This window comes from Adlercreutzia caecimuris B7, from assembly GCF_000403355.2.
GTDB lineage: Bacteria > Actinomycetota > Coriobacteriia > Coriobacteriales > Eggerthellaceae > Adlercreutzia > Adlercreutzia caecimuris.
In genome coordinates, this window is sequence record NZ_KE159646.1 from 2,504,203 (window position 1) to 2,518,876 (window position 14,674).

Annotated in this window: 2 protein-coding genes (1 of these 2 cut by a window edge); both read left to right on the plus strand. The window is 66.4% G+C overall.

Features of this window, described 5'->3' with window-relative positions; all coding sequences use genetic code 11:
* Window positions 1–13,087 carry the final stretch of a PASTA domain-containing protein gene (locus tag C811_RS13970; RefSeq protein WP_016310330.1) on the plus strand. It extends 25,079 nt beyond the left edge of the window, so only the last 13,087 of its 38,166 coding nucleotides appear in the window; its start codon lies off the left edge, out of view; the stop codon is at window positions 13,085–13,087.
* A 225-nt stretch (window positions 13,088–13,312) separates the two neighbouring features.
* Window positions 13,313–14,614, plus strand: a complete 1,302-nt coding sequence (locus tag C811_RS13975; protein WP_016310331.1) for an amidohydrolase — start codon at window positions 13,313–13,315, stop codon at window positions 14,612–14,614.
* The last annotated feature ends 60 nt before the right edge of the window (window positions 14,615–14,674 follow it).

The following is a 14,674-nucleotide window of genomic DNA, read 5'->3' on the forward strand; positions in this document are numbered from 1 at the left end:
CAACACGCGCCGTTCCTTCACGTGGAACTTCGTGGGTCAGAACGACTCCCGCGGCACCCTGAACGCCGGCCAGGCCATCATCGTCGACTTCATGATGCAGTTCTCGCCGAATTCCTCGGCCTCCACCGACGTGGGCAGCGCGCTCGTCTTGTCGTCCTACGCCGACAAGACCGGCTCCTACGACTTCTACGACTGGCCCCTGTTCCAGGTGGAGAACGACCCGGTGACGGGCCAGAAGGTGACGAAGCTCGTGACCAAGGCCATGCTGAACGCCGCCGACAGCTCCATTCAGAAGGACTCCTCCTACCGCTCCGACCTGAACGACGGTAACGGCAACGGCGACCGCTCCGAGACGCTGCTGCGCAAAGACACTTCCTCCATCGGTTGGGCCAACAACGACAACGTGGTGCAGGAGAAGATGGTGCAGCCCGAGTACACCGACGAGAAGTTCTCCAAGCGCTCCCAGACCGCGGCCGTGCCCGAGGGCAGCTCGTACACCTACGAGAACATCCAGCAGTACACGGGCATCAACGAGTCTACGGCGCTTCTGTACAAGCACCCCACCTTCGTGGATGCGCTGCCCTACCCCGGCGACCATATGACGTCCACGTGGGATAGCCGCGCCAAGGCCTACAACCTGCGCCAGTCCCAGTGGTCCGGTTGGCTGGAGGATCTGGACTCCATCAAGGTGGAGTACACCGACACGCGCTCGGTGGAGTCGCTCACCGAGGCCGAGAAAGACGAGCTGGGCCTTACCAACGCCCAGGACGGCGATATTGTAGGCAAGTACGACCTGCGTATCGTCGGAGAGACCGATAAGGTTACCGGCCAGCACCTGGATGCCCAGGCCCAGGTATGGGTGGGCCCCTTCAGCGTGGAGGGAGACGGCGCTGCCAAGAAGATCATCCCGCTTACCCATGAGGATATCGTGCATCCCATCAAGGTGGCCGAAAGCCAGCCCGAGTTCGCCGAGTGGGAGTCCGATAAGGTAGACGAGTTCATGACCCGCTGGGTGGCCGAGCGCACTACGGGCATCGTCGTCGGCGACGATGGCAAGGAAGTGGAAAGCATGGCGGTGTCCTCCTCCATGGCCAAGGCCAACATGGTGGACCTGAACGAGCTGAAGGAGTATGTGAAGGCCCATCCGGCCGAGGAGGAGACTATCACCCGGGCTATCCAGTCGGTGTGGTGCCGTGTGCTCGATGACGAGCTCATCCTCATGGCCCGCAATGGCGACGCGCGTTTGAAGTACACGCTGAAGGCGCCGCTGAACCTTCCCAAGTACCTCGGCAATGCCGGCAAGACCTTCAAGTCCATTGACGGCCTGAAGGAAGACTCCACCGAGCTGCAGAAGCGCCTGTGGGAGACGAGCCAGTGGAACACCTTCATGTCGCAGGTCGACTACCGTTCTGGCGAGAAGGGCCTGACCTATCGCAACCTGGAGGATCGTCCCGCCGGCGTGTACGTGGACGCCCCCGACGGCTACGGCTACATCGGCAGCTACGTGTGGATGGACACCAACTGGGACACGCTGACCAACGACACCGAGGGCGAGCTGACCACCGATACGCTCGGCCGGGAGACCACCTACCACAAGGCCGCCAACGGCCGTTACATCCTGTCCACCGAGAAGTCGGTGAAAGACGGAAAGTACGTATACACCTACGACGGGGGCAAGGACACGAGCGCCCTCATGAAGGACCTCAACTACGACGGCAAGCCCGACGATCCGGGTGTGAACGGCGTGAAGGTAGAGCTGCTGAACGAGTGGGGCGTGCCGGTGAACCGCGAGGGTCAGGCGGTCACCCAGGTGAAGATGGACTCCACCTCTTCGCAGCTGACGTGGGTGAAGGCCGACCCGAAGACCGGTGCGGCCATCCGCGGCCTGTACGGCTACGAGCCGGTGACCACCGCCGAGGGTGTGGATTTGGGCGCCTACGTGTACACCACCGAGTCCGATTACTACAACAACCGGGGCTACTACATGTTCTCTATGCTGACCCCGGGCAAGTACCGCCTGCGCTTCACCTTCCCGAAGCAGTACGCGAACTACGCGCTGACCACCAAGCGCATCGGTGCCACCGAGGCCCCGGTTATCAACGACAAGGGCGTTGACCAGGGCACCACCGAGAATATCTCCTCCTACATGACGGTGAAGCGCTCGGGCAGCACCATGGTGGCCACCTCCGACGTCATCGACGTGAAGCCGGTGGCCTATGACGCCGACAAGTACTCGGTGGGTCAGGATCCGCAGCACGAGGTGTACGACGCGAAGATGACCAGCTACAACGTGGGTATCGCGCTGCCGGTTACCTACGAGGGCGTGGCCTACCGCGACGACAAGCTGGCCGGTTACGAGGATCAGGAGGAAGATCCCGACTTCGGCGACGGCGACGGCGATGGCGGCGAAGAGGAGGGCCCGGGCAATTCCGGCGGCAACTCCGGCGGCGACATCTTCGGCAAATCGGCTACCGCGTCGGCCGCGCCCGCTGCGGCAACCCCCGACCTGACGGGCGAGGCGGGCATCTCCACGATGTCGCTCACGCCCGACAACGCGCCGGCCTACGACGCCTCCAAGGGCGAGCTTCCTCCGTTCATCATGGTGAACGGCAAGCCCACCCTGAACCTGAACAAGTATCTGGAAACCGACGGGTCGGTGGATCCGGAGCTTATCGACGGCGTGCTCGATTGGGTGAACGTGAACCTGGACGAGCCGAATCCCTACGAGTTCGCCCTGGAAGTGGAAGAGCTGCGCCTGAAGAACATGATGGTGCAGGTGATGGTGTACGACGAGAAGACCCGCAGCTGGAAGCAGGCCTACGACACCAACGGCAACAAGGCCATCACCCAAACCGACTGCAACCTGGAGGTGACGCTCGACGGCGGCGCCACCTGGCAGCGCGCCTTCGACGACAACGGCAACAACCTGGTGAGCGCCGAGGTGATCGACGCGCTCGACCAGACCACCGAGTGGCGATGGGTGCCCGCCGCCAGCGGCGCGGCTGCCGAGGCCTCGGGCTCCTTCAAGTTCAACCTGGAGCCGTTCCACAACTACAAGGTGGTCTGCCGCGACACGAAGAACCGCGTGCTGAAGCCCTCGGTTATGAACTGGGAGGACAGCCCGCTGACCCGGCCCACGAAGAACGCCGAGGACCAGACGCTCGATGCCGACGGCAAGCCGAAGGACCAGGTGGCGGCCATGTGGGACAACGACCTGTGGCTGAAGGGCGGCGTGGCCGAGACCAACAGCTTCTACGCCGAGGTGCCCACCGACGCCTCGGGCCGTGCGCTGTACGAGGATCCGAAGAACACCTGGAAGGGCTATAAGATCTACGACAAGCTGGCGCTTGGCTGGATCGACGGCACCAAGGGCTTCCTCGGCAACTACGTGTGGTCGGACAAGAACGACGGCACCGAAACCAGCGGCCTGTTCTACGACGGCCTGCAGGGCGACGTGCCCAATGTGGGCGTCGGCCAGGTGGAGGTGACGCTCGAGCAGTACTACTGGCTGCCCGATGACGCGAAGACTGACGATCCCGCCAACTACGACCCGGGTACGCCGGGCAAGGACGGCACCGGCCAGGGCCGCTGGGTGCTGAACGATTTGGAGTACAAGACCACGCGCTCCACGTCGGCTGGCAGCTATATCTTCAAGGGCGTGTCCACCTATGTGGCCGACCCGAACGCGCCCAAGACCGTGAAGGACGAGGACAAGACGAAATATCTGGCGGGCTACCGCATCCGCATCGACCGCGATGCGCTGAAGCTGGTTACCCGCGACTACGGCGTGACCTTCCGCAACGTTCCCGCGAACCCGCTCACCGGCACCTTCGACGAGGAAGTCGACTCGGATGCCGCCATGGCGGTGCAGCCGGTGAAGGACGCCGACGGCAACGACTACGTGCAGGACGGCAAGGTGGTGTACGCCTACTACCTGAACGAGGCGCCCTCGGCCCGCAACGAGCTGTTCCCGCAGCCTGCGGGCAACGATGACGACGTGGCCTACCAGACCATGGTGGTGCTGGCCGGCGACACCGATGTGGCCGTGCGCAACAGCCTTATCAGCTACTTGACGAGCAACAACATCATAAGCGAGGACGGCGCCGGCGCTCTGACGGTGGATGAGCTGATCGACCGCCTGTCCACCGAGCAGCTGCGCGACTACCTGCTCGCGAACAACGCCATCGAGGAGAGCGACAACCTGAGCGATGCCGAGATGCGCCGTCTGGCTGCCAACCACTCCGGTGCCTCGGATGAGAACGTGCGCCTCGTGAAGGGCGGCTATTCCAACAGCGCCCCGCTGAACTCCTACGACCTAGGTGCCGCCGAACGTATCGAGCACTGGGACGTGGGCTTGGTGGAGGTGCCGCGTTCGGCCATCACCGGCAAGGTGTGGAACGACGATAACTACGACGGCATCATGGACGACGACGAGCCGGGCATGGCCGGCGAGTCGGTGTCGGTGGAGCAGTACTACTATAAGGACGGTGTCTGGGTACGCAACGACCGCTTCGGCGACGACGAGCGCACGAGCGTGGCGGCCAACTGGAAGACCGAGGCCCGTACCGACTTCCAGGGCAACCCCGAGACCTGGTGGGTGCGCGAGTACCCCGGCGTGGACGGGGCCCCGGTGAAGGTGGAGATGAAGGCCGAGCTGGACGGCGATGGAAATCCGCTTCTGGGGGCCACCTATCCCTCCGGCGAGACGGCTGCGGGCGGTTTCGTGACCGTGCACACCGACGAGGAGGGCGTCTACACCTTCGAGAACCTGCCGACCGCCTACACCGATGCCGACGGCGAGCATTACCTGGCCGCCTATCGTGTGGTGCTGAACGGCCTGCACAAGGACGTGGTGACCGACGACGACGGCAACGAGCTGTACGCCACCCCGTGGATGATGACCCACTACCACCAGGGCGACGATGTGGCTGCCGACTCCGACGTGCGCGACAGCGCCTCGCCGGTACAGGCCTCCTACAAGGTGATCGGCCGCGAGGACGTAGACGGCTCGACGGCGCTGCGCGCCTTGGACGGCCAGATCATCCTGGCTGCCAAGGTGGGCGCCGGTCGTACCCATGCCGGTCAGCCCTCCCAGGTTGAGGTGCCCCGCGCCGACGTGCACGAGGGCGCCGAGGGCACGGTGGCCTACGACTACCTGACCCGTCGCGCTGAGGAGGTACCGGGCGGCGATGTGGGCGAGCTGGCTGTGCCGCGCCGCGAGATCGCTGGCCGTGTGTGGCATGACGCCGACTACGACGGCGTGCAGAAGATGACCGAGAAGGTCACCGACGAGCCGCTGCTGGACGCCGAGGGCAACCCGGTGCTCGGCGAGAATGGCCAGCCGGTCATGAAGACCGAGAAGGTGTACGACCAAAGCGAGCCGGGTCTTGAGGGCGAGACGGTCACCCTGACCCAGTACTACTACGACGAGACCCAGACCAATACCGAGGAGGGCGACCCCAACGAGGGCACCCACTGGATTCGCAACACGGCCTTCGCCGCCGACGGCTACAACGTGCTGGCCGCCATTGCCACCGACGACTGGGCGGCCGATGCGGTGCTCACCGACGACGGCCAGGTGACCATTACGACCCAGGCCGACGGCCTGTACCGCTTCCGCAACCTGCCGACGGCCTACATCGATAGCAAGGGCACGCTGTATCTGGCCTCCTACCGCGTGGTTTTGGGCGGCCTGCACAAGCAGGAGGTTGAGGATGCGAGCGGCACGGTGACCTCGGCGGTGCCGTGGATGATGACGCGCACCCACGCCGGGAGCGACTACGAGGCCGACTCCGATGTGCGCGACAACCTGTCGGGTATCGAGGAGCGCTACCACCTGGTGGGCCGCGATGCCATCAGCGCCGATCTTGACGGCGTGCGCGGGCTGGAGGGCCAGGTTATTCTGGCGGCTCCGCGTGATGCGGCCGTGCCCGCCGGCGATCAGACGGTGCAGCAGGCCGTGAGCGCCGGCGAGGTGATCGAGAACGCCGAGGACAGCGTGATCTACGACATGCTGAGCGCCCGCAAGCCGGCCGACGAGGCCTACGACGGCGGCGACGCCGGCCAGCTGCCGGTGCCTACCCGCTCGCTCGAGGGCCTGGTGTGGCGCGATGCCAACTACGACGGCCTGCAGGATACGAAGACCACCGAGCAGATCACTCTGCCCGACGGCACCGCGGCCACGAAGCTCGTGGAAGAGGGCCTGGTGGACCAGGTGATCACGCTGGAGCAGTGGTACTACGACCCGGCTAACGTGAACCCCGACAGCGCTCCGGCCTTCCTCACCCCGGACTACGATCGAGACGAGCTGAACCTCTCGGGCAAGATCGACCCGGCCTACGACACGAGCCACTGGTTCCGCAACGAGAACTTCGGTGCGGACATCTATACCGGCCTGCGCGATGCGGATCACCCGCTCGTGAAGGGCACATGGGACACGGCCGACACCACGGTGACCGATGGCGTCATTACCATGAAGACCAACGAGGACGGCCTGTACCGCTTCGACAACCTGCCGACGGCCTATACCGACGAGACGGGCAAGCAGTATCTGGCGGGCTACCGTGTGAAGCTGCACCGCCTGACCGAGAACTACGACCACGAGCACTACGGCATGCCGGAGGAGGGCGCGTGGATGATGACCCGCTTCCACGAGGGCACCGAGGCTGCGGCGCTGCCGACCGACTCCGACCTGCCCGACAACCTGGGGCTGACGGGCGGCTACCCGCTCATCGGGCGCGAGGCCTTCGTGGCCGACGAGGCCACCGACGAGGACGGCAATGTCACCGTGACGCCCAAGCGCTACCTGGGCGAGCGTCAGGAGATGCTGGAGGGCCAGGTCATCCTGGCCGCGCAGAGCGACAAGGCGCGCGGTGCTACTGCCGAGCAGGCCATTGCCGCCACCGATTTCCAGAACGATCGCGCGGCCGACGAGCGCATCACCTTCGACTGGATGGGCGCCCGGGCCTACGAGGACGGCGCCGACGCCGTGGAGGGCGGCGATGCCGGCGAGCTGCCGCCGCCGACCCAGGACATCGTGGGCATCTTCTGGAACGACGCCGACAACGACGGCGTGCAGTCCCTCGACGATGCGGGCAACCCCATCGTGATGAATCCTGAGGGCGAGCGCGTGATCGTGGACTACGACGAGGACGGCACCGTGCAGGTCTACGAGGCCATCGTCTCGGGTGCCGAGGGCGGCGAGGTGGATGCCGACACGGTGACCACCCGCGGCGAGCGCATCCAGTACTCCGAGAAGCAGGCCGACGGCTCGCTGGTGCTGTACAAGCGGAATCCCGACACGGGCGCCTTCGATGTGCAGCATACCTATGCGCCTACCGAGGTGGGCGAGGCCTACCGCGACGGCACCGTGTACGACGAGAACACCAGCGAGGACGGCATCAACAACGCCCGCGTCACGCTGGAGCGCTATATTCCCAGCGAGGACGGCGGCTGGGTGCCTGATCCCGAGTGGGTTGACAGCACCAAGTACGATCTGGACGGCAAGACCTGGGAGGATTACCGGAACAGCCCCTCCACCGTGTGGGGCGACGACCCGCAGCACGTGCAGCACACCAAGGTGCAGGCCTACGCACCGGCGGATGAAGAGGACGCCGAGCCGGTTATGCGCGCCGGCGTGTACCGCTTCGAGGATCTGCCGACCCAGCGCGCCGACGAGAACGGCAAGAAGATCATCTACGGCTACAAGGTGCGCTACACCGACGCCGGCTACAAGCAGCGCGCGTGGATGATCGCCAAGTATCAGCAGAAGGACAACTTCACGCAGGACTCCGACCTCATCAACACCAACGCGAACCTCATGCAGGGCAGCGAGTACGACGTGCTGCTGAACCGCCGCGACGAGAGCTCGGTGCTCGGCAACCTGACGGGCGGCAACCCGTCCAATAACGACAACCAGGACAAGGGCGTGCTCACTTTGGAGGAGGCCCTGGCCCAGAAGAAGACGGCGGTTCGCGAGGCTGCGGCGGGCAACACGCCGGCGGTGGCCCTCGCCTCGGTGATGGCCTCTACCGTGGTGGCAACGGCCATGGCAGCGGGGGCGGACGCCACGGCGGCTGAGGCCGAGCTGTACGATTTGGGTGCCGGCTCCGACCGTGCCTACAACGACGCGGCCCTGCTGAAGCGCAAGACCGGCACCATCGAGGGCGTGTTGTTCCAGGACGCCGACTACGACGGCGTGAACGACGCGAGCGAGCCGAAGCTCGAGGGCAAGCGGGTGTACCTGCGCGCCTGGGGCCTGAAGCTCGTGACCGACGGCAGCGACGAGTGCCACTGCGACGAGCCCGCCGAGGGCGCAGCTGGCGAGCTGCCGGTGGCTCCGGGCCGTGTCACGGCGCTTGACGTGACCGGCCAGCCGTTGGCCCCGGGTCACCACTACGAGTGGGTGGCCGAGGAAGGCGAGCCGGCATCCGTGCTCACCGACGCCAACGGTCGCTTCGCCTTCGACGATCTGCCCGCTGCCACCCGCAACGTGCGCAACGGCAACGAAGAGGGCAACGACGACGTGCTCGTGACCGACGACTGGGGCGACTGGTATCTGCTCGGCTACACTCTGGAGGTGGAGGGCAACAGCAGCTCCGAGGGCGTGCTCGGATTGCCGGTCACGCGTCTTCTGGACGATGCCGACGACGATCCGGTGAGCCGTGCCGCCTCGAAGGTGCACCGCTCGATTGACTCCGGGGCCCTGAACGACCGCCTGGCCACCTCGGCGCAATACCGCGACGATCGCTACGTCATCACGCTCGCGGCGGTGAACGAGCAGGGCGACGACAAGTCGGTGCTCGACGGCCGTCTCGTGCTGGCCGATCATGCCACGACGGCTGAAGACGAGGTGGGCGCCACCGAGGATGTCTACTATGTGAACGCCAACGGCATGGAGTTCGACCTGTCTACCATCCGCGATGCCGACTGCATGAACGGCGGCTTCGGGCCCTTTGGCCGCGGCACCATTGCCGGCGTGGTATGGGACGATGCCAACTACGACGGTATCCGCAACTACAAGAGCTCGCTCGACGTGCCCGAGGAGGAGCCGGGCGAGGGAGATGAGTCCGACGAGGGCGCCTCGACGGCCGCCGAGACCGGCGATGTCGCCGGTGCCGACGATCCCGCCGGCGACGATGCCGAGGGCGATGGCCCCACCTCGGTGGTGGATCTGGAGGATCCGCTCGTGGGCGAGACCATCTATGTGACCCAGGAGTACTTCGACCAAGCCAGCGGCCGCTGGGTGCTGAATCCCGACTTCGGGGGCACCTTGAAGCCGCAGGTGGGCGACTTGACCGCCACGGACGCCTCGGTGTCGGTGCGCTATGTGACCGCCGGAACCCAGTACGCCATCGGCCGCTGGGTGAACGGGGCCTTCGAGCCGCTGGCAGTGAACGCGTCGGGCGACACCGTGTGGTTCGCCGATGAGGAAGACGCCGATGTGGACAATGCGACGGTCTTCCCGTGGGTGACCGATGCCGCGGGCCGCTTCTCCAACGGTATGGCCGCCGGTGCGGGGGCGCTGGCCATTGCGCCGAACACCGAGTACGCCGTCATCTGCCGTCAGAAGAACTCCGATGGCGCATGGGTGGTCAGCGATCCCACGTACGTGTGCACGCGCGGTGGCGCCGAATTGGCCGACGTTCCGTTCGCCGAGGGGCCGGTCACGGCCGAGGCCGGGGCCATCGCGTTCACCGAGAAGGCTGACTGGTGGAAGACCGTGGCCGGCTGGGAAGACGCCGATGCCCGCAACGGCTGGGAGTACGCGGCGGTGCCGGTGGATGCCGTTGACACGACCGGCGCGCGGTGGTTCCGCAAGAACGCCGAGGGCGTGGTAACCATCGCCGGGCTCGATGCGCGCACCGAGTATCGCCTGGTGGCTCGCATTCGTGCCTTCGACGAGTTCGACGTGCCCGATGTGACCTATAAGAAGTACGAGGACGCCGTGGCCGAGCTGGAGGCGCTGGGTCTGGTGGTCGATCCGGACGGTGCGGTAGAGGAGTACAGCTACACGGTGCCGGCTGGCGCGGTCGTTCGCACCGAGCCGGCCGCCGGCGAGGCGGTACGCGCGGGCATGACGGTGCAGATCGTCGTGTCTACCGGCGAGCCCCAGGCGATGCCGGTGCCCGACCTGTCCGGCATGAGCCGCGAGGACGCCGAGGCCGCTCTGGCCGCCGCAGGCTTGAAGGTGGGCGTGCCCATCTCCGAGACGAGCATGACGGTGCCCGAGGGCCACGTTATCCGCACCAATCCGGCCGAGGGAACCGAGGTGCTCTCCGGCGCGACGGTGCGCCTGGTGGTGTCGGCCGGCAAGCCGCAGGCCGCGGTGCCCGATGTTGAGGGCATGACCCGTGCCGATGCCGAGGCCGCCCTTGCGGCTGCCGGCTTCGCGACGGTGGTTTCCGAAGAGGCCGACGCCGCGGTTGCGGCGGGCACCGTGTTGCGCACGGAGCCTGCAGCGGGTACATCGGTGGCCGTTGGCGCCACGGTGACCCTTGTGGTGTCGAGCGGGCCTGCGGGCTCTGGCGATGGCTCCGGCGAGGGTGCCGGCGGCGAGGCCGGCCAGCCCGAGGGCGGCTCGGGCGAGGGCTCCGGTGGCGGCGACGCCGCCGAGGGCGGCTCGGGCGACGGCGGTGCGACCGGGGGCGGCGAGGCTGCGGCAGCGGCGCTGTTCGCCTCCTTCCAGGCCATGCCGCTGCGGGCGGCGGCTCCGGCTGCGGCCTCGCCCTTCGCCATGGGCTCCCATGACGAGTTCGACGGCGGCTTCACCCTGCGCACCCTGGCTGCGGTGACCGGCGACTCCGTCGACTACATCCCCGAGGGCGGCACCGATCCGCAGCCCTCGGTGAAGCCGGCGCCTCCCGGATCGCGCTCCACGGTGACCGACTCCGAGGGCATCTACCGCTTCGACGGCCTGCAGTGCTTCGTGCAGAAGGGCCCCGACGGCAAGCTCGTGGAGTACGAGGTGCGCGGTGCTGCTGACGAGGTAATTCAGACGCGCTACACCGTGTACATGGCCGAGCTGAACAACGGCTATGTGATGTCGCGCTTCCATGTGGGCGGCGGTCTGGATTCCGACCTGACCCGTAACGACTCGGGCTCCCTCACGCTGCGCAAGGCCATGACCTACCGCAACGGCATTACGCTGAACGACGGCCATGTGTATCTGAGCCGCGAGACGCGCAACCCCGAGGACGCCAACCCCGACGAGCCGCTGTTCGGGTCTCAGTACGACGACGACCCCGCCGATGCGACGCGCGTCATGTTCGACGTGCCCGCGCCGCTGACCTCCAAGCTGGACGCCGGTGCCAAGGCGCCGAACCTGAACACGATCTCCGGCATCGTGTGGAACGACGGCAACGGCAACGGCGTGCGCGAGGCTGGCGAGGCCGGAGTGGCCGGAGCGACGGTGCGGTTGACTCGCTACTGGTACGACGTGGAGAGCTCCACGTGGGTGTACGACAAGGAGTACAACGAGCGCGTGCCCGAGAAAGACGAGACGCCGAGCACGCTGGTGACCGGGTCCGACGGCCTCTACGAGTTCGACGAGCTGCCCGCTACCGACGAGATCGTGGTGCACAACGCCGCACTGAACGTGGTGTACGGCTACCGCGTGAACGTCGTGGACATCCCGGCCCGCTTCATGGTGTCGAAGATGAACGCTGGCGACGACATCGTGGTGGATTCCGACCTGAACGAGGCCAACACCCGCCTGGATCCCGAGGGCGACGTGGCGGTGGACGGCCTTATGGTGCTGGCGATGATGGCCGATGAGGCCGATGCTCCCGAGTCGAAGATCGACGGGCCCGACGGGGCCGAGTGGTCAACGCTCGGGTCGGTGTCGAGTCCCCACAACGATGCCGGCCTCGTGCCCTTCAACAATGTGAGCTTCGGCGGCCATGTGTGGCTTGATGCGAACAAGGACGGCCTGCAAGCCGACACCGACGAGCTGGCGGTGGGCAAGGAAGTCGTCCTGGAGCGTCAGACCACGACCTTCGCCGACGCCGTGAGGAGCGGCTGGATGAGCCGCATCACCGACGGCGTTGCCACGAGCGACCTGAACGTGGAGGGCGAGCCGCTGAAATCGACGGAGCGCTATCTGGATATCGCCTGGGTGCTCGGCGAGACCGACGAGAAGCCCGACGCCGATGACGAGCCGGGGGTGGATGCTCCGGGCACGAACGACGGCGCAGACGACGCGACCGGCAACGACGATACGGCCGGCAACGATACGGGCGATACGGCCGGCGACGGCTCCACGACGCCCGATGCTGGTGCCGCGGTGGCTCGGAGCAACGAGGCGGCCGACGGCGATAATGCTGGCGATAACACCGCCGGCGACGGTGCGACGGGCGATGCTGATGCCGGCGACGGCTCGGTGGTCGACGCCGAAGTGGCCGCAGCGCGCCTCGAGCGCTTGCTGGCCATGGACGTTGCCGATCCGAAGGCCGGTCTCGATCCGGTTCAAACCGACGGCATCCTGTCGGAGGGCAGCTGGACCGAGGTTGCCCGTCAGCAGACGGACATGGAGGGCGCGTACCTGTTCGGCGGCGTGCCCGCTATGGACGAGTACGGCAAGCCCTACGTGTACCGTATTCGCCTAGAGAAGCCGGCCGAGGCCGAGTTCGTGCCCGTGAACGTGGGCACCGACGACAACCTCGACAACGATCTGGCGCACCTGAACCTGCGCGGCGAGGAGGCGCCGGAGGATATGGGCGTGACCGAGGTTCTGGGCGTGGTCAGCCCGCGTGGCATGACCAACGCCTACGGCCTGGCTTACCATGCGGCCTCGGCGGGCAGCTGGGTGCGCGAGACCGGTCGTGCGGTGGATCCCGGCTATTATGTCGAGAGCGAGCCGCTGCCGGGCACTAAGGGGCCTGACGACTGGATCACCAAGGTCTTCGAGAACGATTGGCTCACGCGCATCTTCAAGGCGCTGTTGCCGCAGACCGGCGACACCACCTCGCTGCTGCGTCTCATCTTGGCGGCCATCGCGGGCTTCGCGGCCATGATGATCATCCTCTCGCTGCTGCGCCGCCGCGAGGAGGAGTCGCAGGAGCCCCGCTGGGTTGATGTGACCGTGTAATGACAACGCGCTCCGGGCAGAGGTTCAAGGCTCGGGGCGCGCCGTGGCGGGGAAGGGCCTGACGGGCGCTTCCGCGGCGACGGAGAGCGGGACGGGGCACGGCCTCGTCCCGCTCTTCTGCTATGATGGGGTGCGCTGTGCCGTGCTGGCGCCTCGTGCTCGTTTGGGACGCGATCGTGCGACCAGCAGTCTTCCAAGAGGCGACCCCGATAAGAAAGGCTCCCCATGCTCTTCGCCGATATCGACATCCTCGATGAGAACTTCACCGTGTGCCCCCACCGGTGGGTGGGCGTGCGCGACGGCCGCATTGCCTACGTGGGCGCCAAGCCGCCCGCAGCGGAGGTGGCGGCCTCCTTCGGCGAGGTGTACGACGGCGCGGGCAAGCTGCTCATGCCGGCGCTCTACAACGCTCACGCCCACGCCCCCATGACGCTTCTGCGGGGCTATGCCGAGAACCTGCCGCTCCAACGCTGGCTCGAGGAGCGCTGCTTCCCCTTCGAGGCCAAGATGACCGCCGAGGACTGCTACTGGGGCACGGTGCTCGCCTGCGCCGAGATGGCACGGTTCGGCGTTGTGAGCTTTTCGGATATGTACTACGCCTCCGAGGGGCGCTCGCGCGCGGTGTTCGAGGCGGGCATGAAGGCCAACATGTGCGAGGGGCTTGTGGCCTTCGAGGAGAAGCCCTATGCGGAATACCCCATCTGCGCCCAGATGGAGGAGCTCGTGCGCCATTGGCACGGGGCGGGGGACGGGCGCATTCGCATCGACTACAACATCCATTCCGAGTACTTGTCCACGGAAACGGTTTGCCGCGATATTCTGGACATCGTGCGTGACACCGATTTGCGCCTGCATATCCACCTGTCCGAGACCGAGAAAGAGGTGCGCGAGTGCCGCGAGCGCCACGGAGGGCTCTCGCCGGTGGCGTATTTCGACAGCCTGGGTCTGTTCGACGTGCCGGTGACGGCGGCCCATTGCGTGTGGGTCGATGACGCCGATCTGGATATTCTGGCTGCCCATGGCGTGTTCGTGGCCAACAACCCCGCTTCCAACATGAAGCTCGGCAGCGGGTTCGCCCCCATCCCCGAGATGCTGCGTCGGAATATTCCCGTGTGCCTCGGGTCGGACGGTATGGCGTCGAACAACAGCCACAACCTCTTCCGCGATATGTACCTGCAGGCGCTTATCTACAAGGGGGCCGACCTCGATCCGACGGCGGTGACGCCCCAGCAAGCATTGGCGTCGGCCACTCGTGCGGGCGCTCTTTCCCAAGGTCGTGACGACTGCGGAGCCGTCGCCGAGGGCATGCGCGCCGATCTGTGCGTGCTGGACACGTCGGGACCCTCGTGGTGCCCGGCGACCGACGTGGTGTACAACATCGTGTACGCGGGGGATGGGACCGATGTGGTGCTCACCCTGTGCGACGGCGAGGTGATCTACCGCGACGGTGCCTGGCCCACCATCGACGTGGAGCGCGCCAAGGCCGAATGCGCCGCCCGCGCCGCCCGCATCATCGCCGAGCTGTAGAGGCGGTTTTGCAGAGAGGGCATGCTCGCCTCCCGCATTGCGGCGCTCAGCGCTTGATAG